The organism is Pseudomonas sp. BJP69, from assembly GCF_007633355.1.
Classification (GTDB): Bacteria; Pseudomonadota; Gammaproteobacteria; order Pseudomonadales; family Pseudomonadaceae; genus Aquipseudomonas; species Aquipseudomonas juntendi.
In genome coordinates, this window is record NZ_CP041933.1 from 1958640 (window position 1) to 1983746 (window position 25107).

23 protein-coding genes, 1 tRNA gene and 1 pseudogene are annotated in these 25107 nt (G+C 62.1%); 12 read left to right on the top strand and 13 right to left on the bottom strand.

Going from position 1 to position 25107, the window contains the following annotated elements; genetic code table 11:
* Positions 1 to 151: 151 nt before the first annotated feature.
* Positions 152 to 2377: an NADP-dependent isocitrate dehydrogenase gene (locus FPB55_RS08960; protein WP_144188004.1), complete on the bottom strand. Its 2226-nt coding sequence runs from the start codon at positions 2375 to 2377 to the stop codon at positions 152 to 154.
* A gap of 487 nt (positions 2378 to 2864) precedes the next feature.
* Between FPB55_RS08960 and icd the strand changes: the two genes are divergently transcribed.
* Entirely contained in the window at positions 2865 to 4121 is a 1257-nt protein-coding gene (gene icd, locus FPB55_RS08965; RefSeq protein WP_009683118.1) for an NADP-dependent isocitrate dehydrogenase, read from the top strand.
* A gap of 72 nt (positions 4122 to 4193) precedes the next feature.
* Here icd and cspD read toward each other — a convergent pair whose 3' ends face one another.
* Positions 4194 to 4454, bottom strand: a complete 261-nt coding sequence (gene cspD / locus FPB55_RS08970) for a cold shock domain-containing protein CspD (RefSeq protein ID WP_009683117.1) — start codon at positions 4452 to 4454, stop codon at positions 4194 to 4196.
* Positions 4455 to 4684: 230 nt separating this feature from the next.
* Here cspD and clpS point away from each other — a divergent pair, with 230 nt between their 5' ends.
* Both clpS and clpA read left to right on the top strand, forming a co-directional pair.
* A complete protein-coding gene (clpS, locus tag FPB55_RS08975) occupies positions 4685 to 5047 on the top strand; it encodes an ATP-dependent Clp protease adapter ClpS (RefSeq protein ID WP_144188006.1) in 363 nt (120 codons plus the stop codon).
* 30 nt (positions 5048 to 5077) lie between these two features.
* The gene (gene clpA, locus FPB55_RS08980) at positions 5078 to 7348 is read left to right on the top strand and encodes an ATP-dependent Clp protease ATP-binding subunit ClpA (RefSeq protein ID WP_029887829.1); all 2271 of its coding nucleotides are present in this window, start codon (positions 5078 to 5080) and stop codon (positions 7346 to 7348) included.
* 84 nt (positions 7349 to 7432) lie between these two features.
* Here clpA and infA read toward each other — a convergent pair whose 3' ends face one another.
* From infA to aat, 3 genes are all read right to left on the bottom strand, one after another.
* Positions 7433 to 7651, bottom strand: coding sequence for a translation initiation factor IF-1 (infA, locus tag FPB55_RS08985; protein ID WP_002553999.1), 219 nt, complete (start codon positions 7649 to 7651; stop codon positions 7433 to 7435).
* 102 nt (positions 7652 to 7753) lie between these two features.
* Positions 7754 to 8461 carry an arginyltransferase gene (locus FPB55_RS08990; protein WP_009683113.1) on the bottom strand — a complete coding sequence of 236 codons (708 nt, stop codon included), beginning with the start codon at positions 8459 to 8461 and terminating at the stop codon, positions 7754 to 7756.
* 55 nt (positions 8462 to 8516) lie between these two features.
* Positions 8517 to 9200, bottom strand: a complete 684-nt coding sequence (gene aat, locus FPB55_RS08995) for a leucyl/phenylalanyl-tRNA--protein transferase (RefSeq protein ID WP_144188009.1) — start codon at positions 9198 to 9200, stop codon at positions 8517 to 8519.
* Between the two features lie 374 nt (positions 9201 to 9574).
* Here aat and FPB55_RS09000 point away from each other — a divergent pair, with 374 nt between their 5' ends.
* The 8 genes and pseudogenes from FPB55_RS09000 (at position 9575) to FPB55_RS09030 (ending at position 18671) form a co-directional block, all read left to right on the top strand.
* A complete protein-coding gene (locus FPB55_RS09000) occupies positions 9575 to 12085 on the top strand; it encodes a DNA translocase FtsK (RefSeq protein WP_178097500.1) in 2511 nt (836 codons plus the stop codon).
* A 62-nt stretch (positions 12086 to 12147) separates the two neighbouring features.
* Positions 12148 to 12771 carry an outer membrane lipoprotein chaperone LolA gene (lolA, locus tag FPB55_RS09005; protein WP_009683108.1) on the top strand — a complete coding sequence of 208 codons (624 nt, stop codon included), beginning with the start codon at positions 12148 to 12150 and terminating at the stop codon, positions 12769 to 12771.
* Positions 12772 to 12783: 12 nt separating this feature from the next.
* Positions 12784 to 14109, top strand: a complete 1326-nt coding sequence (locus tag FPB55_RS09010) for a replication-associated recombination protein A (protein WP_009683107.1) — start codon at positions 12784 to 12786, stop codon at positions 14107 to 14109.
* The gene (crcB, locus tag FPB55_RS09015; RefSeq protein WP_009683106.1) at positions 14106 to 14480 is read left to right on the top strand and encodes a fluoride efflux transporter CrcB; all 375 of its coding nucleotides are present in this window, start codon (positions 14106 to 14108) and stop codon (positions 14478 to 14480) included. Before FPB55_RS09010 ends, crcB begins: the two co-directional genes overlap by 4 nt.
* A 30-nt stretch (positions 14481 to 14510) precedes the next feature.
* Complete coding sequence (gene serS, locus FPB55_RS09020; RefSeq protein ID WP_009683105.1) at positions 14511 to 15791, top strand: serine--tRNA ligase; 1281 nt, start codon at positions 14511 to 14513, stop codon at positions 15789 to 15791.
* On the top strand, positions 15792 to 17183 hold the full coding sequence (gene cysG / locus FPB55_RS09025) for a siroheme synthase CysG (RefSeq protein ID WP_009683104.1): 1392 nt from the start codon (positions 15792 to 15794) through the stop codon (positions 17181 to 17183). It abuts the gene before it with no gap.
* 115 nt (positions 17184 to 17298) lie between these two features.
* A pseudogene (locus FPB55_RS26900) lies at positions 17299 to 17586 on the top strand (transposase); the annotation flags it as partial.
* Entirely contained in the window at positions 17583 to 18671 is a 1089-nt protein-coding gene (locus FPB55_RS09030) for an IS3 family transposase (protein WP_237144650.1), read from the top strand. The pseudogene FPB55_RS26900 and the gene FPB55_RS09030, both read left to right, overlap by 4 nt.
* 85 nt (positions 18672 to 18756) lie before the next feature.
* Here the strand turns inward: FPB55_RS09030 and FPB55_RS09035 are convergent, their stop codons facing one another.
* The 8 genes from FPB55_RS09035 to FPB55_RS09075 form a co-directional block, all read right to left on the bottom strand.
* On the bottom strand, positions 18757 to 19716 hold the full coding sequence (locus FPB55_RS09035) for a glutathione S-transferase family protein (protein ID WP_009682091.1): 960 nt from the start codon (positions 19714 to 19716) through the stop codon (positions 18757 to 18759).
* A 93-nt stretch (positions 19717 to 19809) separates the two neighbouring features.
* Positions 19810 to 20811: a glycosyl transferase family protein gene (locus FPB55_RS09040; RefSeq protein ID WP_009682092.1), complete on the bottom strand. Its 1002-nt coding sequence runs from the start codon at positions 20809 to 20811 to the stop codon at positions 19810 to 19812.
* 11 nt (positions 20812 to 20822) lie between these two features.
* On the bottom strand, positions 20823 to 21158 hold the full coding sequence (locus tag FPB55_RS09045; protein ID WP_144188013.1) for a TusE/DsrC/DsvC family sulfur relay protein: 336 nt from the start codon (positions 21156 to 21158) through the stop codon (positions 20823 to 20825).
* Positions 21155 to 21451: a sulfurtransferase complex subunit TusB gene (tusB, locus tag FPB55_RS09050; protein ID WP_009682094.1), complete on the bottom strand. Its 297-nt coding sequence runs from the start codon at positions 21449 to 21451 to the stop codon at positions 21155 to 21157. Before tusB ends, FPB55_RS09045 begins: the two co-directional genes overlap by 4 nt.
* Entirely contained in the window at positions 21451 to 21810 is a 360-nt protein-coding gene (gene tusC / locus FPB55_RS09055; RefSeq protein ID WP_009682095.1) for a sulfurtransferase complex subunit TusC, read from the bottom strand. Before tusC ends, tusB begins: the two co-directional genes overlap by 1 nt.
* 1 nt (position 21811) lies before the next feature.
* Positions 21812 to 22204 carry a sulfurtransferase complex subunit TusD gene (gene tusD, locus FPB55_RS09060; RefSeq protein ID WP_054881910.1) on the bottom strand — a complete coding sequence of 131 codons (393 nt, stop codon included), beginning with the start codon at positions 22202 to 22204 and terminating at the stop codon, positions 21812 to 21814.
* Positions 22205 to 22434: 230 nt separating this feature from the next.
* Positions 22435 to 23814 (bottom strand): uracil-xanthine permease family protein, encoded by a 1380-nt coding sequence (locus FPB55_RS09065; protein ID WP_054881911.1) that lies wholly within the window; start codon positions 23812 to 23814, stop codon positions 22435 to 22437.
* A gap of 247 nt (positions 23815 to 24061) precedes the next feature.
* Positions 24062 to 24733 carry a Bax inhibitor-1/YccA family protein gene (locus FPB55_RS09075; RefSeq protein ID WP_003251184.1) on the bottom strand — a complete coding sequence of 224 codons (672 nt, stop codon included), beginning with the start codon at positions 24731 to 24733 and terminating at the stop codon, positions 24062 to 24064.
* A 132-nt stretch (positions 24734 to 24865) separates the two neighbouring features.
* Here FPB55_RS09075 and FPB55_RS09080 point away from each other — a divergent pair.
* Positions 24866 to 24953, top strand: a tRNA-Ser gene (locus tag FPB55_RS09080).
* Positions 24954 to 25107: the final 154 nt, after the last annotated feature.

Here is a 25107-nt window from a genome sequence, read left to right on the forward strand (position 1 = left end):
AAGTAGCAAGTAGCAAGTGGCAAGTAGCAAGTTGAAGCAATCCGCGTACCGCTTCGACTTGTGGCTTGTAGCTTGTAGCTTGAAACTTGCAGCTGAAAAAGCACAAACCCCGGTGCGTGGCCGGGGTTTGTGCTGTTACGTCAAGCGGACCTTACAGGGCGGCGATGGCGCTGTTCAGGGTTTGGCTTGGGCGCATCACCTTGGCGGTCAGCTCGGCATCCGGGGCGTAGTAGCCACCGATGTCGGCTGGCTTGCCCTGAACGGCGTTGAGCTGGGCGACGATGGTCTCCTCGTTCTCGGTCAGGGTCTTGGCCAGTGGGGCGAAGCGTGCCTGCAGGGCGGCGTCGTCGCTCTGTGCAGCCAGGGCCTGGGCCCAGTACAGGGTCAGGTAGAAGTGGCTGCCGCGGTTGTCGATACCGCCAACTTTGCGCGATGGCGACTTGTTGGTGTCGAGGAACTTGCCGGTTGCCTGGTCCAGGGTGCTGGCCAGAACCTTGGCGCGCGGGTTGTCGTAGGTGTTGCCCAGGTGCTCCAGGGAAGCGGCCAGGGCCAGGAATTCACCCAGCGAGTCCCAACGCAGGAAGTTCTCTTCGACCAACTGCTGCACGTGCTTGGGTGCCGAACCGCCGGCGCCGGTTTCGAACAGGCCGCCGCCGCTCATCAGCGGCACGATCGACAGCATCTTGGCGCTGGTGCCCAGTTCCATGATCGGGAACAGGTCGGTCAGGTAGTCGCGCAGTACGTTACCGGTAACCGAGATGGTGTCCTTGCCTTCGCGAATGCGGGCCAGGGAGAACTTGATGGCGTCGACCGGGGCCATGACACGAATGTCCAGGCCGGTGGTGTCGTGATCCTTCAGGTACTTTTGCACCTTCTCGATCATCACGCCGTCGTGGGCACGGGCCGGGTCCAGCCAGAACACCGCTGGGGTGTTGCTCAGGCGGGCACGGTTGACGGCCAGCTTGACCCAGTCCTGGATCGGCGCGTCCTTGGTCTGGCACATGCGGAAGATGTCACCGGCCTCGACGTTCTGCTCCAGAACCACGTTGCCCTTGCTGTCGACCACGCGAACCACGCCGTCGGCCTTGACCTGGAAGGTCTTGTCGTGGGAGCCGTACTCTTCGGCTTTCTGCGCCATCAGGCCAACGTTCGGCACGCTGCCCATGGTGGTCGGGTCGAAGGCGCCGTTGGCCTTGCAGTCTTCGATGGTGGCCTGGTAGATGCCGGCGTAGCAACGGTCCGGGATCACTGCCTTGGCGTCTTGCAGCTCGCCAGCGGTGTTCCACATCTTGCCCGAGTCACGGATCATGGCCGGCATCGAGGCGTCGACGATCACGTCGCTCGGTACGTGCAGGTTGGTGATGCCCTTGTCGGAGTTGACCATGGCCAGGGCCGGGCGCTGGGTGTACAGGGCCTGGATATCGGCTTCGATCTCGGCCTGCTTGTCAGCTGGCAGGTCCTTGATGCGGGCGTACAGGTCGCCGATGCCGTTGTTGGCGTTGAAGCCGACTTCGGCCAGGGCGGCGGCGTGCTTGGCCAGCACGTCGTTGTAGAACTCTTCGACGATGACGCCGAACATGATCGGGTCGGAGACCTTCATCATGGTGGCTTTCAGGTGTACCGACAGCAGCACGCCGGTGGCCTTGGCATCGGCGATCTGCTCGGCGATGAAGGCCTTCAGGGCCTTGCGGCTCATGGTTGCGCAGTCGATGACTTCAGCAGCCTTGACCGCGGTCTTTTCCTTCAGCACGGTGGTGCTGCCGTCTTTGCCGACCAGTTCGATACGTACGCTGTCGTCAGCTTCGATCAGTGCAGCTTTTTCGCTACCGTAGAAGTCGCCTTGGGTCATGTGGGCGACGTGCGACTTGGAGTCGGCGGCCCAGGCGCCCATCTTGTGCGGGTGCTTGCGCGCGTAGTTCTTGACCGACAGCGGTGCGCGGCGGTCGGAGTTGCCTTCACGCAGGACCGGGTTCACGGCCGAACCTTTGATGCGGTCGTAGCGGGCGCGGGATTCTTTCTCTTGCTCGGTGGCCGGCTCGTCGGCGTAGTCAGGGATGTTGTAGCCCTTGCCTTGCAGCTCCTTGATCGCGGCTTTGAGCTGCGGTACCGAGGCGCTGATGTTCGGCAGCTTGATGATGTTGGCTTCAGGGGTGGTAGCCAGCTGGCCCAGTTCCGCCAGGTGATCGCCTACTTGCTTCTCTGCGCCCAGTTGCTCCGGGAAGGCGGCAAGGATACGGCCAGCCAGGGAGATGTCGCGAGTTTCGACAGCGATGTCAGCCGAAGCGGTGAACGCTTCGATGATCGGCAGCAGCGAGTAGGTGGCGAGGGCAGGGGCTTCGTCGGTGAAGGTATAGATGATCTTGGAACGGGTGGGCATGCGGGTTAACTCTCTGTGTGCTGAGCGTGCTCGAGTCTCGTGGTGCGCAGGGTAAGGCGCATCGCCCTGGCAAGCCATGAGCGGAAAGTCGAGAAGCTGCGAGCGGTGATGGTGGATGCATCAGTCGAGCGTCAAGTGCTGAACTGCGGTAACAGCCCAGGCTTTGGCAGCCAGGCGGAAAAGGCCCGGCTTTTCGGCCGATCACGGCCCAGGGCGGTCCGCATTTTCCTGGGATTCGCCCCGATGACCCAACGGTCGCGGCGGAGTATACCAAACCATTTGGCCTAATCAGCAAGGCCAAGTGATATCGGCCCATTTATAAGACCAAAGACTGAGGGGCAATGTGGCGTAATGCCGCAGTGCTGGCGGGGTGTTCTGCGCGGGCGCGCCCGCGCCCACGCCGTCAGCTTGCAGGTCGGCAGATGTGGTTTAGGCTCATTGCTACGCTTGATGTCCAACCCACACCCGATAGCGGAGTAGTGCAAGCATGGCATACCAGAAAATCAAGGTTCCGACCGACGGCGCCAAGATCACCGTCAATGCAGACCATTCGCTCAACGTGCCCGACCAGCCGATCATTCCCTACATCGAAGGCGACGGGATCGGCGTTGACGTCTCACCGGTGATGATCAAGGTGGTCGATGCCGCTGTGCAGAAAGCCTATGGCGGCAAGCGCAAGATCGCCTGGATGGAGGTGTACGCCGGCGAAAAGGCCACCCAGGTCTACGACCAGGACACCTGGCTGCCGCAGGAAACCCTCGACGCCGTGCGTGACTATGTGGTGTCGATCAAGGGCCCGCTGACCACCCCGGTGGGTGGCGGCATCCGTTCGCTGAACGTGGCTTTGCGCCAGCAGCTGGACCTGTATGTGTGCCTGCGCCCTGTGCTGTGGTTCCAGGGCGTGCCAAGCCCGGTGAAAAAACCGGGGGATGTCGACATGGTGATCTTCCGGGAGAACTCCGAAGACATCTATGCCGGCATCGAATGGAAGGCCGGTTCGCCGGAAGCAGACAAGGTGATCAAGTTCCTCAAGGAGGAAATGGGCGTTACCAAGATCCGTTTCGACCAGGACTGCGGCATTGGTATCAAGCCGGTTTCCCGCGAAGGGACCAAGCGTCTGGTACGCAAAGCCCTGCAATATGTGGTGGATAACGACCGCGAGTCGCTGACGCTGGTGCACAAGGGCAACATCATGAAGTTCACCGAAGGTGCCTTCAAGGACTGGGGCTACGAAGTGGCGCGTGACGAGTTCGGTGCCGAGTTGCTCGACGGCGGGCCGTGGATGAAGTTCAACAACCCCAAGACCGGCCGCGAAGTGATCGTCAAGGACGCCATTGCCGACGCCATGCTCCAGCAGATCCTGCTACGCCCGGCCGACTACGATGTTATCGCCACGCTCAACCTCAACGGCGACTATTTGTCTGACGCCCTGGCGGCGGAGGTGGGCGGCATCGGTATCGCCCCGGGGGCCAACCTGTCCGACACCGTGGCCATGTTCGAGGCTACCCACGGCACGGCGCCCAAGTATGCCGGGCAGGACAAGGTCAACCCGGGTTCGGTGATTCTTTCGGCAGAAATGATGCTGCGCCACATGGGCTGGACCGAGGCCGCCGACCTGATCATCAAAGGCACCAATGGCGCGATTGCGGCCAAGACCGTGACTTACGACTTCGAGCGCCTGATGGACGGTGCCACGCTGGTGGGAAGTTCGGGCTTCGGCGATGCCATGATCAAACATATGTAAGCGAATGTGAAACGGCCGCTTCTGGTAAAGAAGCGGCCTTTCTTTTCGTTTACCCGCTGGCAGGGCAGTCGGTCAGGCGTCGGCCGTGCTGCCCGCGGGCTGTGCACTGGCCGGCGCGGGCGCAGCCGTGGATGCACTGCTGATGTTGACGGCGTGTAGACCTTTCGGGCCTTGGATGACATCGAAGGTCACGGCTTGGCCGGCCTTGAGCGTCTTGTACCCGTCCATCTGGATGGCTGAATAATGAGCGAACAAGTCGTCGTTCTTGCCCTCTTCATTGACGAATCCATAGCCCTTGGCATTGTTGAACCACTTGACTTTACCGCTTGCCATCCCTATGTCCCTCTGCAAAGGACTCCATCACTGGAGTATCATCCACTTCATCCGCATACGAACCTTGCGAAAAAATCTGGTTGACTGCGCGGATCTTTATCGACCACGGTGGGTTCCTATTGGTTGTAACACCGTTTTGCCGATAGTCAAGGTCATGCAGCGGCTGCACCAATGGCCGTTCGCAGGGTCAACCCACAACCTTAACCTGTCGATGTGATGAAATTCTTTCCATGCATGCACACAGCCAGATTCGACTAATATTCAATCAGGATCGTCCTCAATCGAATGAGGACGATGGCTCCGGTCTGGCGGTTCAGGAAGCCAAGCCGATCCTGCAGGCGCCACCGATGTACAAGGTGGTTTTGTTCAACGATGACTACACACCGATGGATTTCGTCGTCGAAGTGCTCGAGACGTTCTTCAGTCTGAACCGCGAGCTGGCGACCAAGATCATGCTGACCGTCCATACCGAGGGGCGGGCAGTGTGCGGATTGTTTACCCGTGACATCGCCGAAACGAAGGCTATGCAGGTCAACCAATACGCCAGGGAAAGCCAGCATCCGCTACTCTGTGAAATCGAGAAGGACGGTTAATCGCCGACCACTTGGGTATGAGGTGAAGCTATGTTAAACCGCGAGCTCGAAGTCACCCTCAATCTTGCCTTCAAGGAGGCCCGTTCGAAGCGTCATGAATTCATGACCGTCGAACATCTGCTGCTGGCACTCCTGGACAATGAGGCTGCCGCGACCGTTCTGCGCGCCTGTGGCGCCAATCTCGACAAGCTCAAGCACGACCTGCAAGAGTTCATCGATTCGACCACGCCGCTGATTCCTGTCAACGATGAAGACAGGGAAACCCAGCCAACCCTGGGCTTCCAGCGTGTGCTGCAACGCGCCGTGTTCCACGTACAAAGCTCTGGCAAGCGTGAAGTGACCGGCGCCAACGTACTGGTGGCGATCTTCAGCGAACAGGAAAGCCAGGCCGTGTTCCTGCTCAAGCAGCAGAGCGTGGCCCGCATCGATGTGGTCAACTACATCGCCCATGGCATCTCCAAGGTGCCGGGGCATGGCTCGCAATCCGAGAGCGACCAGGACATGCAGGACGAAGAGGGTGGTGAAACCTCTTCTTCCAGCAACCCGCTGGACGCCTATGCCAGCAACCTCAACGAGCTGGCGCGTGCTGGCCGCATCGACCCGCTGGTTGGCCGCGAGCAGGAAGTGGAGCGCGTTGCGCAGATCCTTGCCCGCCGCCGCAAGAACAACCCGCTGCTGGTGGGTGAGGCCGGGGTGGGCAAAACGGCGATTGCCGAAGGGCTGGCCAAGCGTATTGTCGATGGCCAGGTGCCTGACCTGCTGGCGCAGAGCGTGGTGTACTCGCTCGACCTGGGCGCGCTGCTGGCCGGTACCAAGTACCGCGGCGACTTCGAGAAGCGCTTCAAGGCGCTGCTTGGCGAGCTGCGCAAGCGCCCGCAGGCCATTCTGTTCATCGATGAGATCCACACCATCATCGGTGCCGGTGCGGCGTCGGGTGGGGTAATGGATGCGTCCAACCTGCTCAAGCCGCTGTTGTCTTCGGGTGAAATCCGCTGCATCGGCTCCACGACCTTCCAGGAATTCCGTGGCATCTTCGAGAAGGACCGTGCCTTGGCGCGGCGTTTCCAGAAGGTAGACGTCAGCGAACCCTCGGTTGAAGACACCGTGGGCATCCTGCGTGGCCTGAAAGGGCGGTTCGAAAGCCACCACAACATCGAGTACAGCGACGAAGCCCTGCGCGCCGCCGCCGAGCTGGCCTCGCGCTACATCAATGACCGGCACATGCCGGACAAGGCCATCGACGTGATCGACGAGGCTGGCGCCTACCAGCGCCTGCAGCCGGAAGCCAGCCGCGTCAAGCGCATCGACGTGCCGCAGGTGGAGGATATCGTCGCCAAGATTGCGCGAATTCCGCCGAAGCATGTCAGCAGCTCCGACAAGGAACTGCTGCGTAACCTGGAGCGCGACCTGAAGCTGACCGTTTTCGGTCAGGACCAGGCCATCGATTCGCTGTCCACGGCCATCAAGCTGTCGCGTGCCGGCCTCAAGGCACCTGACAAGCCAGTGGGTTCGTTCCTGTTTGCCGGCCCTACCGGCGTCGGCAAGACCGAAGCGGCCCGGCAATTGGCCAAGGCGCTGGGTGTGGAGCTGGTGCGCTTCGATATGTCCGAGTACATGGAGCGCCACACGGTTTCGCGGTTGATCGGTGCACCGCCCGGCTATGTCGGGTTCGACCAGGGTGGTCTGCTGACCGAGGCGATTACCAAGCAGCCGCACTGCGTGTTGCTGCTCGACGAAATCGAGAAGGCGCACCCGGAAGTCTTCAACCTGCTGCTGCAGGTGATGGACCACGGTACCCTTACCGACAACAACGGGCGCAAGGCCGACTTCCGTAACGTGATCCTGATCATGACCACCAACGCCGGCGCGGAAACCGCGTCGCGGGCCTCGATCGGCTTCACCCATCAGGACCATGCGTCCGATGCGATGGAAGTGATCCGCAAGAGCTTTACGCCAGAGTTCCGCAACCGCCTGGATACCATCATCCAGTTTGGCCGCCTGAGCACCGAAACCATCAAGAGCATCGTTGACAAGTTCCTTATCGAACTGCAGGCGCAGCTTGAAGACAAGCGCGTGCTGCTTGAGGTCAGCGACGAGGCCCGCGGCTGGCTGGCGGCCTCGGGGTATGACGCGCAGATGGGCGCGCGGCCGATGGCGCGGTTGATTCAGGACAAGATCAAGCGGCCGCTGGCCGAGGAGATCCTGTTTGGTGAGCTGGCCGAGCATGGCGGTGTGGTGCACGTCGACTTGCGCGATGGCGAGTTGGTGTTCGACTTCGAGACCACGGCTGAAGTAGCGTGATACATGGGGCTGCAACGCAGCCCCTTACAAACTTGAAGGCATGAAAAAGCCCGGCACTTGGCCGGGCTTTTTCATGGCTGGAGCTTAGCGCGCACGGTAGGTGATGCGGCCCTTGCTCAGGTCATAAGGCGTCAGCTCGACGCGAACCTTGTCGCCAGTGAGAATACGGATGTAGTTTTTGCGCATCTTTCCGGAGATGTGCGCGGTTACGACGTGCCCGTTTTCCAACTCCACGCGGAACATGGTGTTGGGCAGGGTGTCGACGACAGTACCTTCCATTTCGAAGCTGTCTTCTTTCGACATGCAGTTGAGCCCTCGGTGTCCAGTGTTGGCCCGACGCATATCCGCACCGGGCAAAAAAGTGGCGTGGATTATGCCGGAAAACTGTGTGTCAAGCCAATGCTTTCAGTTGAGGGTGACCCAGCGCTGGTTTATCAACAATTCGATGGGTCGATACTGTGTCTTGTAGTTCATCTTCTTGCAGTTCTTGATCCAGTAGCCCAGGTACACCGCCTCCAGATCCTTGCGCAGGGCTTCGCCGATTTGCCAGAGAATGGCGAAACGGCCCAGGCTGCGGCGCTCTTCGTCGGGCTCGTAGAAGGTGTAGACCGCTGACAGGCCATTGGGCAGCACGTCGCACACGGCCACTGCCATCAGCCGACCGGCCAGGCGAAATTCGTAGAACCAGCAGAAGGGCAGGTCCCGCACCAGGAAGGTGGAAAACTGGTCGCGGCTGGGTGGGTACATGTCACCGTCGGCATGGCGGGTTTCGATGTAACGCCGGTACAGCTCGAAGTACTCTTCCTTGAACGCCGGCCGCGCTGCGCTCACGCTGAGGTCGGCATTGCGCTTGAGAATGCGCCGCTGCTGGCGGTTGGGAATGAAGCGGGCCGCGGGAATGCGCGCCGGTACGCAGGCGTTGCAGTTCTGGCAGTGGGGGCGATACAAGTGGTCGCCACTGCGGCGAAAACCCATGTCCGACAAGTCGGCATAGACGTTTACGTCCATCGGCTGGCTGGGGTCGAGGAACAGCGTGGTTGCCTGCTCGTCGGGCAGGTAACTGCAGGAGTGGGGTTGAGTGGCATAGAACTTCAACCGCGCCAACTCTGTCATGATCAACCCCTCGGTGAGACTTTGTTCTAAGTGTAAGCCAGCCAGGGAAAACCGCCTAGGCAACCACCCAGGTCGCGCTGTTGGGCTGGTCGAGGTGGCGGGCCAGGTAGCGGGCGAACTCGGCGCGGCTGATGGCATGGGCGCCGAGGCTGTGCAGGTGGTTGGTAGGCATCTGGCAATCGATCAGTACGACGCCGGCCTGGCGCAGGTGCTCGACCAGGGTCACGAAACCGACCTTGGAGGCGTTGTCGGCGCGGCTGAACATCGATTCGCCGAAGAACAACTGGCCCATGGCCAGGCCGTACAGGCCGCCGACCAGTTCGCCGTGCTGGCGTACTTCGACCGAGTGGGCAATGCCGCGACGGTGCAGTTCGCAGTAGGCGTTGCGCATGGTATCGGTGATCCAGGTGCCGTCGGCGTAATCGCGGGGGGCGGCGCAGGCGTCGATCACCGCCGGGAAGTCGCTGTCGAAACTGACCTGATAGCGCCCCTGGCGCATCAGCTTGGCCAGCGAGCGCGATACGTGAAGCTGGTCGGGCAGCAACACCGTGCGCGGGTCGGGTGACCACCACAGGATCGGCTGGCCGTCCTGGTACCAGGGGAAGCAGCCATGGCGGTAGGCCTGCACCAGCCGTTCGGGGCTCAGGTCGCCGCCGGCGGCGAGCAGGCCGTTGGGTTCGTGCAGGGCCTTTTCCAGGGGCGGGAAGGTCAGCGAGTCGCGGGTCAGCCAGGTGAGCATGGTCTATCGTGCGGTGGGGGAGGGGAGCGGGCAGCATGGCGTGCGCGCCCGGCAGGGTCAATGGCTGAGCGCCGGCAGCGGCGGCCAGGGCCGGCACGGCCGCGGAATTCGGGCAATTTCCTGCACATTGATGAAACCACAGGCACCATCCGCTACATTTGCTGTCATACCTGTGCAAAAACACAGCATAAGCCTTTGTCACGAAAGAAAATGCGTGCTCAAATTGCAGGCATGTGAAAGTCGCCCCCGCTTGAGCGCCTTATGGCGCGCCGTCATGGCAGTGGGCGGGCAGTAATGTTAAAAGTAGTGGTTCATTGGCCGCACTGCCGGCCGAGCACTATTGGACGCGCAACACGCGCAGGAATAGACGTGTTTTGAAGAAATCCACCGCAACCCCAGCTCCCTTGCCCGTGCCCCTGTGGCGGCAGCAGCTGCATTATCGCCTCAAGGAAGGTGCGTTGATCGCCGTTGGCGCTCTGTGCCTGTACCTGTGGATGGCGCTGCTGACCTACGACACCTCGGATCCGGGCTTCAGCCACACCGCCACCGTCGACCAGGTGCAGAACGCCGCCGGGCGTGCCGGTGCCTACTTTGCCGACATACTGTTCATGGTGTTGGGTTACTTCGCCTATATCTTCCCGCTGCTGCTGGCGGTGAAAACCTGGCAGATCTTCCGCCAGCGCCATCAGCCCTGGGACTGGAGCGGCTGGCTGTTTTCCTGGCGGCTGATCGGTCTGGTGTTCCTGGTGCTGTCGGGGGCCGCGCTGGCGCACATCCACTTCCATTCGCCTGCGAGCTTGCCGTTTTCTGCCGGCGGCGCCCTGGGCGAGAGCCTTGGCGACCTGGCGCGCAACCTGCTGAACGTGCAGGGCAGTACGCTGATGTTCATCGCCCTGTTCCTGTTCGGCCTGACCGTGTTCACCGACCTGTCGTGGTTCAAGGTGATGGACCTGACGGGCAAGATCACCCTCGACCTGTTTGAACTGGTGCAGGGCGCCGCCAATCGCTGGTGGGAAGCCCGCAACGAACGCAAGCGCCTTGAAGCGCAGTTGCGTGAGGATGAGCCTGTAGTGAAGGCCGCGCCAACGGTCGCCGAGAAACGCGAACCCGCCAAACCGGCGCTGCGTGAGCGCATCTTCAAGCGTGAAGAGGCGCCGGCAGCGGTGGTCGAGCCCCGCGAGCCGACCCTCGGGCGCGAGCCCGTTGCCCCGGTGCGCGAACCGGCCCTGGCCCGCGAGCCGGTGGTGCCGCCCCGCGAGCCAAGCCTTGCCCGTGTGCCGTCGTCCACGCCAACCATCGTGCCCCCGGCCGCAGACAAGGCGCCAGAGCCAAGCAAGCGGGTGATGAAAGAGAAGCATACGCCGCTGTTCATCGACAGCGCCGTGGAGGGCACGCTGCCGTCGATATCCATCCTCGACCCGGCAGAACAGAAGAAGATCGAGTACTCGCCAGAATCCCTGGCCGGTGTCGGTCAGCTGCTGGAAATCAAGCTCAAGGAGTTCGGCGTTGAGGTCTCGGTGGACTCCATCCACCCAGGCCCGGTGATCACCCGTTACGAAATCCAGCCTGCCGCTGGCGTCAAGGTCAGCCGTATCGCCAACCTGGCCAAGGACCTGGCACGGTCGCTGGCGGTGACCAGCGTGCGTGTGGTCGAGGTCATCCCCGGCAAGACCACCGTGGGTATCGAGATCCCCAACGAAAACCGCCAGATGGTGCGTTTCTCCGAAGTGCTGGCCACGCCGCAGTACGACGAGCAGAAGTCCCCTGTCACCCTGGCCCTGGGCCACGACATTGGCGGCAAGCCGGTGATTACCGACCTGGCCAAGATGCCCCACCTGTTGGTGGCCGGTACCACGGGTTCCGGTAAGTCGGTGGGGGTCAACGCGATGATCCTGTCGATCCTGTTCAAGTCCAGCCCGGAAGACGCGCGGCTGATCATGATCGACCCGAAAATGCTCGAGCTGTCGATCTACGAAGGCATTCCGCACCTGTTGTGCCCGGTGGTCACCGACATGAAGGACGCCGCCAACGCCCTGCGCTGGAGCGTGGCCGAGATGGAGCGCCGCTACAAACTGATGGCGGCCATGGGGGTGCGTAACCTGGCCGGCTTCAACCGCAAGATCAAGGACGCCCAGGAAGCCGGGGAAATCATCCACGACCCGCTGTACCGCCGCGAAAGCATGGACGACGAGCCGCCGGCGCTGAAAACCCTGCCGACCATCGTGGTGGTGGTCGATGAATTCGCCGACATGATGATGATTGTCGGCAAGAAGGTCGAAGAACTGATCGCCCGTATCGCGCAGAAAGCGCGTGCGGCGGGCATTCACCTTATCCTCGCCACCCAGCGCCCGTCGGTGGACGTGATCACCGGTCTGATCAAGGCCAACATCCCGACCCGCATGGCCTTCCAGGTGTCGAGCAAGATCGACTCGCGGACCATCATCGACCAGGGCGGTGCCGAACAGCTGCTGGGCCACGGTGACATGCTGTACATGCCGCCGGGCACCAGCCTGCCGATCCGGGTCCATGGCGCGTTCGTTTCCGACGACGAGGTGCACCGCACGGTCGAGGCGTGGAAGCTGCGCGGCGCCCCAGACTACAACGACGACATTCTCAATGGCGTGGAAGAAGCCGGCAGCGGCTTCGACGGCGGCGGCGGTGGAGGTGATGGTGACGATGCCGAAACCGATGCGCTGTATGATGAAGCGGTGCAGTTCGTGCTCGAGAGCCGTCGTGCTTCCATTTCTGCTGTGCAGCGCAAGCTGAAGATTGGCTACAACCGTGCCGCCCGCATGATCGAGTCGATGGAAATGGCCGGCGTCGTTACCCCGATGAACAGCAACGGCTCGCGGGAAGTAATTGCCCCAGGCGGCCCGCGCGACTGATGAACACCCTGCCGGGCGCCAGTGTTGGTGCCCGGCCTTTTCAATGCTCAATGAGGATTCCCATGCGCGCGATTCGCATGCTGTTGGTTTCTGCCCTGACCCTGGGCTCGGTTACCGCTTATGCCGGTGAGCAGGATGTACAACGCCTGACCCAGTTGCTGGAAAAGTCACAGACCATCGAGGCCAATTTCTCCCAGCTGACCTTGGGCGCCGATGGCACCAGCCTGCAGGAAACCTCGGGCAAGATGACCGTCAAGCGTCCGGGCCTGTTCTACTGGCATACTGACGCACCGCAGGAGCAAGTGGTGGTGTCGGACGGCAAGAACGTCACCCTGTGGGACCCGGACCTGGAACAGGCCACCATCAAGAAGCTCGACGTGCGCCTGAACCAGACTCCGGCGCTGCTGCTGTCGGGTGATGTGTCGAAAATCAGCCAGAGCTTCGACATCACCTCGAAGGAGCAGGGCGAAGTGATGGACTTCACCCTCAAGCCGAAAACCAAGGACACCTTGTTCGACTCGCTGCGCGTGTCGTTCCGCAAGGGCCTGATCAATGACATGCAGCTGATCGACAGCGTCGGCCAGCGCACCAACATCCTGTTCAATGGCGTCAAGGCCAACCAGGCGGTGCCGGACAGCAGGTTCAAGTTCGACATTCCCAAAGGCGCGGACGTGATCAAGGAGTAACCAGAGCTCGCCATGGACCTGTTTCGAAGCGAACCTGTCGCCCAGCCCCTGGCGGCCCGCCTGCGCCCGTCCAACCTGGACGAGTACGTAGGCCAGGAGCACCTGCTGGCGCGCGGCAAACCGCTGCGCGAGGCATTGGAGCAAGGCGCGCTGCACTCGATGATCTTCTGGGGCCCGCCAGGGGTAGGCAAGACCACCCTGGCGCGGCTGCTGGCGCAGTTCTGTGATGCCCATTTCGAAACCGTGTCGGCGGTACTGGCCGGGGTCAAGGAAATTCGCCAGGCGGTGGAGGTTGCCAAGCAGCAGGCAGGGCAATACGGCCGCCGCACCATTCTGTTCGTCGACGAGGTGCACCGCTTCAACAAGTCGCAGCAGGATGCCTTCTTGCCCTACGTGGAAGACGGCACCCTGCTGTTCATTGGCGCCACCACCGAAAACCCCTCGTTCGAGCTTAACAACGCACTGTTGTCGCGGGCGCGGGTGTACGTGCTCAAGAGCCTGGACGAGGCGGCGTTGCGCAAGCTGGTCGACCGTGCCCTCACCGAGGATCGTGGCCTGGGCAAGCGCAACCTGCGGGTGGGCGACGATGCCTTCAAGATGCTGATGGCCGCCGCAGACGGCGATGGCCGGCGCATGCTCAATTTTCTCGAAAATGCCTCGGACCTGGCCGAAGACGGCAGTGAAATCGACGTCGAGATGCTGCAGAGCCTGTTGGGCGACAGCCGTCGCCGTTTCGACAAGGGCGGCGAAGCGTTCTACGACCAGATTTCCGCGCTGCACAAATCGGTACGCGGCTCCAACCCGGACGGCGCCCTGTACTGGTTCGCGCGCATGCTCGACGGCGGCTGCGACCCGCTGTACATCGCCCGCCGTGTGGTGCGCATGGCCAGCGAAGACATTGGCAACGCCGACCCGCGGGCGCTCGGCTTGTGCCTGGCCGCCTGGGATGTACAAGAGCGCCTGGGCAGCCCCGAAGGCGAGCTGGCGGTGGCCCAGGCCATCACCTACCTGGCCTGTGCGCCGAAGAGCAACGCGGTGTACATGGGCTTCAAGACCGCCCTGCGCGAAGCCGCCGAGCATGGCTCGCTGGAAGTGCCACTGCACTTGCGCAATGCGCCCACCAAGCTCATGAAGCAACTGGGTTATGGCGACGAGTACCGCTACGCCCATGACGAGCCCGACGCCTATGCGGCCGGTGAGGACTACTTCCCCGATGCACTCGAGCCGCGCCAGTACTACCAGCCGGTGCCGCGCGGCCTGGAACTGAAAATCGGCGAGAAGCTGCGCCACCTGGCCGACCTGGACCGCAACAGCCCCCGTCAGCGGAGAAAACCATGATTGCCTTGATCGCTGCCGTGAGTGCCGGGGGCGTGGCCGGTACGTTGCTGCGCTTCGCCACCGCCAATTGGGTCACCGCCCACTGGCCACGGCACTTCTATGCCGGTACGCTGGCGGTCAACCTGGTTGGCTGCCTGCTGATCGGCCTGCTCTACGGCTTGTTCCTGCACAAGCCACTGGCGCCGGTCGAGTTGCGCGCCGGCTTGATCGTCGGCTTCCTTGGTGGCCTAACAACTTTTTCCTCTTTTTCGCTCGATACCGTGCGCCTGATGGAAAGCGGGCAAGTGCCGCTGGCCTTGGGCTATACCAGTATCAGCGTAGTGGGCGGGCTGCTCGCGACCTGGGCCGGCCTGTCCCTGACCCGTTTCTGAACCAACACCTACCTATAACGAGAGAACGATATGCTCGATTCCAAACTGTTACGCGGCCAACTTCAGGAAGTGGCGGATCGCCTGGCCTCCCGTGGCTTCAGCCTGGATGTCGCGCGCATCGAATCACTGGAAGAACGCCGCAAGGCGGTGCAGACCCGTACCGAGCAACTGCAGGCCGAGCGTAACGCCCGTTCCAAGTCCATCGGCCAGGCCAAAGCCAAAGGCGAGGACATCGCCCCACTGATGGCCGATGTCGAGCGCATGGCCAATGAGCTGGCGGCCGGCAAGGCCGAGCTGGACGAGATCCAGGCCGAGCTGGACGGCATCCTGCTGACCATCCCCAACTTGCCGGATGCCAGCGTACCGGTCGGTGCCAGCGAAGACGACAACGTTGAAGTGCGCCGTTGGGGCACCCCGCAAACCTTCGATTTCGACATCAAGGACCACGTTGCCCTGGGTGAACTCAGCGGTGGCCTGGACTTCGAAGCCGCCGCCAAGCTGTCCGGCGCACGCTTTGCCGTGCTGCGCGGGCCGATTGCCCGCCTGCACCGCGCCCTGGCGCAGTTCATGATCAACCTGCACACCGGCGAGCACGGTTACGAGGAACACTACACCCCGTACCTGGTGCAGGCCCCAGCGCTGCAGGGCACTGGCCAGTTGCCGAAGTTCGAAGAAGACCTGTTCAAGATTACCCGCGAAGGCGAGGCTGACTTCTACCTGATCCCGACTGCCGAGGTGTCGCTGACCAACCTGGTGGCAGGCGCGATTCTGGATGCCAAGCAACTGCCGCTGAAGCTGGTTGCCCACACCCCGTGCTTCCGCAGTGAAGCGGGCGCTTCTGGCCGGGATACCCGCGGCATGATCCGCCAGCACCAGTTCGACAAGGTCGAGATGGTGCAGGTGGTGGAGCCGGCGAAGTCGATGGAAGCCCTGGAAGGGCTGACGGCCAACGCCGAGCGCGTGCTGCAGCTCCTGGAGCTGCCGTACCGCGTGCTGGCCCTGTGCACCGGCGACATGGGTTTCGGCGCGGTGAAAACCTATGACCTGGAAGTGTGGGTGCCGAGCCAGGACAAGTACCGTGAAATCAGCTCGTGCTCCAACTGCGGCGACTTCCAGGCGCGCCGCATGCAGGCCCGCTGGCGCAACCCGGAAACCGGCAAGCCGGAACTGGTACACACCCTCAACGGGTCCGGCCTGGCGGTTGGCCGTACCTTGGTTGCGGTGCTGGAAAACTACCAGCAGGCCGACGGCTCGATCCGCGTACCAGAGGTGCTGAAGCCTTACATGGGCGGCGTCGAGGTCATCCGCTAAATGGATTATCTGCCGCTGTTCCACAAGCTGCAGGGCGGCCGTGTTCTGGTCGTCGGCGGCGGTGAGATCGCCTTGCGCAAAGCGCGCTTGCTGGCGGATGCCGGGAGTGTGCTGCGCGTGGTGGCGCCGGACGTCGACGGCCAGTTGGCTGCGTTGGCCCGGGAAGGTGGCGGTGAGGTGCTGGTGCGTGGCTACCAGGCCGCCGACCTGGTCGGGTGCCGGCTGGTGATCGCCGCCACTGACGACCCTGGGCTGAACGCGCAGGTGTCGGCTGATGCGCAGGCCGTCAGCCTGCCAGTCAACGTGGTGGACGCGCCGGCCTTGTGCACGGTGATCTTCCCGGCGATTGTCGACCGTTCACCGTTGGTGATTGCGGTGTCCAGTGGCGGGGACGCTCCGGTGCTGGCGCGTCTGATTCGCGCCAAGCTGGAAGCCTGGATCCCGGCTGCCTACGGTGAGCTGGCCGGGCTGGCGGCGCGGTTCCGGCACAAGGTCAAGTCCTTGTATCCGGATGTGAACCAGCGCCGTGGCTTCTGGGAGACCGTGTTCCAGGGCCCGATCGCCGAGCGCCAGCTGGCCGGGCAGGGCGCCGAAGCCGAACGCCTGTTGCAGGCGATGGTGGAGGGCGCACCGGTGCAGCAGGGGGGCGAGGTGTACCTGGTTGGTGCGGGCCCAGGCGACCCGGACCTGCTCACCTTTCGCGCCTTGCGCCTCATGCAGCAGGCCGACGTGGTGCTGTATGACCGCCTGGTGGCCCCGGCGATCATCGATATGTGCCGGCGTGATGCCGAGCGTATCTACGTTGGCAAGCGCCGCGCTGACCACGCCGTACCGCAGGACCAGATCAACCGCCTGTTGGTTGACCTGGCCCAGCAAGGCAAACGCGTGCTGCGCCTGAAGGGCGGCGACCCGTTCATCTTTGGGCGCGGTGGCGAAGAGATCGAAGAGCTGGCCGAGCATGGCATCCCCTTCCAGGTGGTTCCGGGTATTACGGCGGCCAGTGGCTGTTCCGCCTATGGCGGCATTCCATTGACCCATCGCGACCATGCCCAGTCGGTGCGCTTCGTGACCGGGCACCTCAAGGATGGCACCAGCAACCTGCCATGGAACGACCTGGTAGCGCCGTCGCAGACCCTGGTGTTCTACATGGGTTTGGTGGGCTTGCCTACGATCTGCGCAGAGCTGATTCGCCATGGGCGTGCGGCCAGTACCCCGGCGGCCCTGGTGCAGCAGGGCACTACGCGTAACCAGCGGGTGTTCACCGGTACCTTGGCGGATTTGCCGGAGCTGGTGGCCCAGCATGAAGTGCATGCGCCGACCCTGGTGATTGTTGGGGAAGTGGTGCAGTTGCGCGACAAGCTGGCCTGGTTTGAAGGTTCGCAGAACAGCTGAACCCGCCGAGGCCGCTTTGCGGCCCATCGCGACACAAGGCCGCTCCTACACCAAGGCACTGCGCTGAACTGCGCCCCTGACGTTGGACAAAAATCCAACCTCAGGGGCCTTTCATATGAGCAAGTACACCAGACAGTTCAAGCTTTCCGCCATCCAGGCTTTTCTGCAACGTGGCATTGGCTACCGTTTCATAGCCGCACAGTTCCAGATGGATCCCTCCTTACTGCGCCGCTGGGTACAGGCCTACCGCATCCATGGCGAGGCCAGCCTGTCCAGACACGCGCAGACTTTCAGCCCTGAGTTCAAGCTCTCGGTGCTTGAGCGAAAATGGCGCGACAAGTTGTCGTTGCGCGAAACGGCGGCTGTTTTCAACCTGACGCATTCCAGCCAGATAGGCATATGGGAAGCGCAGTACTACAGTGGCGGTATCAAAGCTCTGATAGCAGGGAACAAGGGACCGCGAAACGTCATGATCAAACCATCCACCCCACCCGCCAGCACCTCGCCCAAGTCCGAGGAAGAACTCTCGTACGCCGAACTGCTGGCCAAGCTGCGTCACGCCGAGATGGAGATCGCCTACCTAAAAAAGTTAAAAGAACTGCGCGAGGAGAAGGCGAGACAGAAGAGGGCCGAGAAGAAAAAGTCCTGATCATCTCGGCCCTACGCACCCGCTTCCCGCTCGACGGCCTGCTCAAGCCGGCCGGACTGGCGCGCAGTACGTATTACTACCAGCGCAAGTTGATGGCCGCCGGTGACAAGCTGGCTGCGCTCAAGGACCGTATCCGTGAGATTCAGCAGCGGCATAAAGGTCGCTACGGCTATCGGCGCATGACAGCGACATTGCACAGCGTCGGCCACGCAGTTAACAGTAAGGTCGTGCGGCGACTGATGGCCGAACTCGACCTCAAATGCACGGTGCGCGTGAAGAAGTACAAGTCCTATCGTGGCGAGCCCGGACGCATCGCTCCCAACAAGATGGAGCGCAAGTTTACGGCAGAGGAGCCAAACAGGAGGTGGGTAACGGACGTGACCGAATTCAAGGTGGCGGGTGAAAAGCTGTATCTCTCTCCGGTGCTGGACCTGTTCAATGGTGAGATCGTGGCGCACCAGATCGACACCTCGCCGCACTATCCATTGGTCGGTCAGATGCTCAAGCAGGCGTTGTCACGGCTACCGGAAGGGGCCAGGCCTATGCTGCACTCTGACCAGGGCTGGCAGTATCAGTACTACCGCTACCGGAATCGACTAGAGGAGATGGGACTGGAGCAGAGCATGTCACGCAAAGGCAACTGCCTTGACAATGCGCGAATGGAGAGTTTCTTCGGCACACTGAAGACCGAGATGTATCATGCTCAGCGTTTCGCCAGCATCGAGGATCTGAGCGCTGCAATCGATGAATACATCGATTACTACAACCATGACCGAATCAAGATGGGGCTGGCCGGCCTGAGTCCCGTGGCATACAGGAATCAGGCCGCAGCAGCCTAATCAAAGATTGTCCAACAAATGGGGCGCACCTCACGCTGTAGGAGCGGCCTTGTGTCGCGATGGGCTGCAAAGCAGCCCCAGTGCCTCAACCCTGCCAAATCCCTTTACCCACCAACCGCTCCCGATCATGCGGCTGGTTGAAATCCTGCAACGGCCCCTTAGGCACGATCCCGTTCGGGTTGATGGTCTTGTGGCTCATGTAATAGTGCTTCTGGATATGCTCCATATCCACCGTCCCCGCCACCCCCGGCCACTGGTACAGCTCACGCAGCCAGTTCGACAGGTTGTGATAATCGTTGAGGCGCCGCAGGTTGCACTTGAAGTGCCCGTGATACACGGCGTCGAAGCGCACCAGCGTGGTGAACAGGCGCACATCGGCTTCAGTCAGGTATTCGCCCGCCAGGTAGCGATTGCGGCCTAACAGATCTTCCAGATGATCCAGCTCGTTGAACACGTCATCGAACGCCGCCTCGTAGGCCTCCTGCGTGGTCGCGAAGCCGGCGCGATAGACGCCGTTGTTCACCGCCGGATAGATACGTTCATTCAGCGCCTCGATGGCCGGGCGCAGCGGCGCTGGGTACAGGTCGAGGGTGTTGCCGGTCAACGCGTTGAACGCGCTGTTGAAAATGCGAATGATCTCAGCCGACTCATTGTTGACGATGCGTTTCTCTTTCTTGTCCCACAGCACGGGTACTGTCACCCGGCCGGTGTAGTGCGGGTCGTCCTGGGTGTAACGCTGGTGCAGGTACTGCAGCGCATCGAGGTGATCGCCGCTGGAGCCTTGCTGCTGGTCGAAGGTCCAGCCATGGTCTTGCATCAGCCAGCTCACTACCGAAACGTCGATCAACGGCGCCAGGCCTTTGATGGCGCGGAAGATCAACGTGCGGTGGGCCCAAGGGCAGGCCAGCGACACGTACAGGTGGTAACGGCCGGCTTCGGGGGCGGGCAACGAATGGCGGCGCTGGGCGTTTTCGCGTTTGAAGGTGCCGTCCTTGCCGTTTTCATACCACTGATCATGCCAGCGGCCGTCGATCAAAAGGCCCATGGTGAGCTCCTGGAACAAAGGGTTTGTCGTTGGAGCCCAGTCTAGGCCAGATCGTTCGAAGAAATAGCGCAAAGATCGGGGTAGTGTTATCGACTAAATCGATCTATCACGGTTGTCCCAATAGGCCTGCGCATTGGTGAAGGCCTGTTCCCGGGTCTGCTCCAGGCCACGCAGTGCCAAGGCCATGGTCGCGATCAGCGCTTTCTCGCCGTAGCTGTCTTGCACTTCACCACGCCAGAAGGCGAGCAAATGCTCCGGTTGCAGCGTGGCGGGTTTGACGTGACGGCGCTCGCTGAGCGCCGGCCATTCCTCATCCCAGGCTACGCCGGCAGTGGTGCCGTAGAGGTGGCTGATGACGTCCGGGTTGACCTCGATCTCGCCGCCATCGCCCTTGATCACCACGGCATGGTCGCCCAGCAGGCGGCTGGCCTCGCGGTGCACCGCCTGGTAACCGGGGTGGAAGATGCTTTGCAGGCCGCAACGCGCGCCCAGCGGGTTGAGCACCCGCGCCAGGGAGTGGATGGGTGAGCGCAGGCCCAGGGTGTTGCGCAGGTCGATCATGCGCTGCAGTTGCGGCGCCCAGTCGTGCAAGGGGAAAAACGCCAGCTGATGCTGGCCCAGCGCGGTGTCGACCGCTGCCCAGTCGCGGCACAGGGGGATATGCAACAGGCCGAGCAGCTGCTCGGTATACAGGCGCCCGGCTGTGTGTGCACCGCCGCCATGCATCAGGATGCGAATACCATTGCCGGCCAGGCATTTGGCGGCCAGCAGGTACCAGGGTAAGTGGCGCTTCTTGCCAGCGTAGGTTGGCCAGTCCAGGTCCACGGCAATGCGCGGGGCTTGCAGGTGGCCGCGTAGCGCTTCGGTGAAGCCGGCCAGCTCTTCGGCGCTTTCTTCCTTGTGCCGCAGCAGCATCAGGAAGGCGCCCAGCTGGGTGTCCTCGACCTTGCCTTCCAGCAGCAGGGTCATGGCAGCCCTGGCTTCCTCGCGGGTAAGGCCGCGCGCGCCGCGCTTGCCTTTGCCAAGAATGCGCACGAATTCAGCGAACGGGTGTTCAGCCGGAGTTTCCAGGGTCAGCGGGCGGGCTTGATTCAAGGGTGGCAGGGTCATATGCAATTGGTCGGCTTGGGCAGGCCCGCCAGCTTGGCGGCAAGTTTGGCGGGGGTGCCATTGAACAGGCGGTTCAGGTGCGGACTATTGCCCTTGTCCGCGCCCAGCTTCAGGGCGGTGTACTTGATCAGTGGGCGGGTGGCCGGGGACAACTGGTACTCCTGGTAGAACTGTCGCAGCAGTTCGAGAATTTCCCAGTGGTCCGCGGTCAGGGCAATGCCCTCGCGCTCGGCAAGGGCCTCGGCGGCTGCATGGGACCAGTCTTGCAGGTCGACCAGGAAGCCGTCCTTGTCCAGGGCGATCGCCTGATCGGAAACGGTGAGGGTATTCATAGCCAGCTGTTGACCTTGTCGTAGTGCAGCGACAGTTCGACGAACCCGGCGTAGTCCACGGCCTTGGCCAGGTCGTTGCCGACCGCGCGGGCTTGCAGGTCTTCGTCCAGGGCGAACAGGCGCTGGGCCAGGCTGGCGGCTTGCAACTGGCGGTACGCTTCGCTGCCGCTGCGCAGGGCGTATACCGCATCGCCGCACAGCAGCAGGGCGTCGTTGGCGCCCAGCAGGCGCAGGCAACTGGCCAGGCGCTCGTCGCCGAACGGGGAGTGGGCAATTACGTGCAGGGTCGTCATCAGAGCGTTACCACCTGGTCGAAACGGGCGATCAGTGCGGTCAGTGCCGCGTCATCCAGCACTTGCACTGGCAGTGCCAGGCTGTCGGCGGCCAGGCCACGGCGGGTGAGGCTGTGGTTGCAGGCGAACAGTTCTTCGACGCCGAACATCGGCAACGCCTGCAGGTTGGCGGCCAGGTTCTTATGTTGCACGGCGGCAGGTTGCTGGTTTGGCGCCAGCTGGAACACGCCATCGTCGAGGAACAGCATGCCCAGCGGCAGGTCGAACGCGCCACCGGCCAGGGCGATGTCCAGCGCCTCGCGGGCAGATGGGCCGTTCCACGGCGCCTGGCGGCTGATGATCAACAAGGATTTGGCCATTTCAGTCGCCTCCAAAACAGACAAGGCGGTCGGCGACTTGCGCGGCCTCGTGCAGTTGCCCCAGGCCGGACAACTCCCATGGCCTGGGCAGGTTCACGGCCGGGCGCTGATAGCGGTTGGCCTCGGCCTCGTCGAGCACGCCACGGCGCAAGGCGGCGGCGATGCACACCACGGCATCCAGCTGGTGGGTCTCGATAAAGGCACGCCACTGCGCGGCCACGTCCACTTCATCCTGGGGCGCGACCACGTTGGCCGAGGCACTGTGTACCCCGTCCTGATAGAAGAACAGCCGGGCAATATCATGCCCGCCGGCCAGCACCGCCTCGGCATAGCGCAAGGCGCGCCGCGAGGAGGGCGCATGGGCCGGGGAGAACACCGCGATAGCGAATTTCATGGGTAACTCATGCAAAGGAATACCGCCATGATAAAGCAAAAAAGCCCGCGCCCGCTTGTGCATGCGGGCGCGGGCTTTGGTAGGAGCGGCCTTGTGTCGCGAATGGGCTGCGAAGCAGCCCAGCAATTAGTGCATTTACGCTGAAGCCCCGGGGCTGCTTTGCAGCCCATTCGCGACACAAGGCCGCTCCTACAGGGCTTGCGCAAGGCCCTGTCAGAAGGGAGCAGGCCTCAAGCCTGTTCCTTGCTCTCCGGCAGGAACCAGTTCAGCACCAGGGCACAGATGCCACCGGTCGCCACCCCCGACTCCAGCACATTGCGCACCGCCGCCGGCATATGCGCCAGGAACTCCGGCACCTGCGCCACACCCAGGCCCAGCGCCAACGACACGGCGATGATCAGCAGCGCACGCCGGTCCAGGCGGGTGCTGGCCAGAATATTGATGCCCGAGGCTGCAACCGCGCCAAACATGACCATTGCCGCACCCCCCAGCACCGGTTCTGGCACCGCCTGAATCACCCCGGCAACACTGGGGAACAGCCCCAATATCACCAGCATTACGGCAATCCACATGCCGATATGGCGGCTGGCAATACCGGTTAGCTGAATCACGCCGTTATTCTGCGCAAAGATCGAACTCGGGAACGTGTTGAACAAGCCCGCCAACAACGAGTTGGCGCCGTTGACCAGCACACCACCCTTGATCCGCTGCATCCACACCGGGCCTTCGACTGGCTGGCGCGACACCTTGCTGGTGGCGGTCACGTCACCAATGGCTTCCAGCGACGTCACCAGGTAGATCACCAGCATCGGAATGAACAGCGCCCACGAGAAGCTCAGGCCGAAGTGCAGCGGCGTCGGCACCTGAAACAGCGCGGCCTCATGCATACCGGTGAAGTCCAGGCGGCCCATATAGCCCGCCAACGCATAGCCGACCGCCAGGGCAATAACGATGGCACAGCTGCGCATCCACACCACCGGAATACGGTTGAGGATCACGATAATGGCCAGCACCACACCCGACAACAGCAGGTTCTCGCCATTGGCGAAGGTGCCATTGGCCATGGCGCCGAAGCCGCCACCCATACTGATCAGGCCGACCTTGATCAGCGTCAGGCCGATCATCAGCACGACAATGCCGGTGACCAGCGGGGTGATCAGGCGTTTGACGAAGGGCAGGATGCGCGAAACGCCCATTTCGACGAACGAGCCAGCGATGACCACGCCAAAGATGGCGGCCATCACACCTTCGACCGGCGTGCCTTGCTTGACCATCAGCGCACCCCCGGCAATCAGCGGGCCCACGAAGTTGAAGCTGGTGCCCTGCACGATCAGCAACCCGGCGCCAAACGGCCCGAAGCGCTTGCACTGCACGAATGTGGCGATACCGGAGATTACCAGCGACATGGAGACGATCAGGTTGGTGTCCCGCGCGGACACCCCCAGCGCCTGGCAGATCAATAGACCGGGCGTCACGATCGGCACGATGATCGCCAGCAGGTGTTGCAGCGCCGCCAGCAGGCCGATCAGCAGCCGAGGCTTGTCCTCGAGGCCAAGCACCAGCTCATTGGCGGGGGCCGATGCTGCTGGGCTGTGTTCATGTGTGCTCATGGCTGAAAGCTGCCCCTGAAGAAAAAAGGAGCGCATTCTACGGGGTGAAGGCAGATTGCGGTAGAGCAAAGCACGATGCCGACATGATCGGCGACCCTACGCTTAATTACCTGACTTTTCAGTCAAAAACCGCCCGCCGCGAATGTGCACTGCTGCGCCGGTTAACCCATGCTAAAGGCGAACACAGGCATGCCTTTCCCACACCCATAAAAAAGCCCGCCGAAGCGGGCTTTCTAACAAACAACAATCAGTCATCACGCCCCATGATGCCAAACAGCTGGAGCAGGCTAACGAACAGGTTGTAGATGGACACATACAGGCTGATGGTGGCCATGATGTAGTTCCGCTCACCACCGTGAATGATCGCGCTGGTCTGGAACAGGATGCACACCGACGAGAACAGCACGAAGCCGGCGCTGATCGCCAGTTGCAGGCCGCTGATCTGGAAGAAGAAGCTGGCCACGACCGCACCCAGCAGCACGAAGAAGCCGGCAGTGATGAAGCCACTGAGGAAGCTCATGTCCTTGCGGGTAATCAGTACATAAGCCGACAGACCACCGAACACCAGGGCAGTCATGGCAAATGCCGAGCTGACGACCTCGGCACCACCGGCCATGCCCAGGTAGCGGTTGAGTATTGGGCCGAGAATGAAGCCCATGAAGCCGGTGAGGGCGAAGGTGGAGACGAGGCCCCAGGCCGAATCACGCAGCTTGTTGGTCAGGAAGAACAGCCCGTAAAAGCCGATCAGCACCACGAACACGTTCGGATAGCCGACACGCATTTGCTGGGCAACGAAGGCCATGACGCCGCTGAAGGCGAGGGTGAGCGCCAGCAGACTGTACGTGTTGCGCAGGACCTTGCTGATCTCCTGCTGCTCGACCTGCTGGCCGTGATGTACGGCATAATCCTGTTCGCGCATGGCGACACTCCTTGGTAAACCTGTGGTTTCGAACGTTCAGATGCTGGGAGTCTACCAGAGCCATTGCAACCCGCGACACAGAGAGTTTGACAGCTTGTTTCATTACGGTATTATGGCGGCCGCAAACGAGCTGGAAGCGTGGCCGAGTGGTTTAAGGCAACGGTCTTGAAAACCGTCGATGGGCAACTATCCTAGAGTTCGAATCTCTACGCTTCCGCCACTATTTTTCATCAAAGCCCTGATTTTTCAGGGCTTTTTTGTGGCTGATGGTTTTTCGCCTCATGCTCATGCCAGCATCAGCGGCGTCGGCTGCTCCTGTGTATTAAGAGGGGCCGTCGAACCTGTCCTGGCCAGGGCATTTCAGCCCCGGCCAG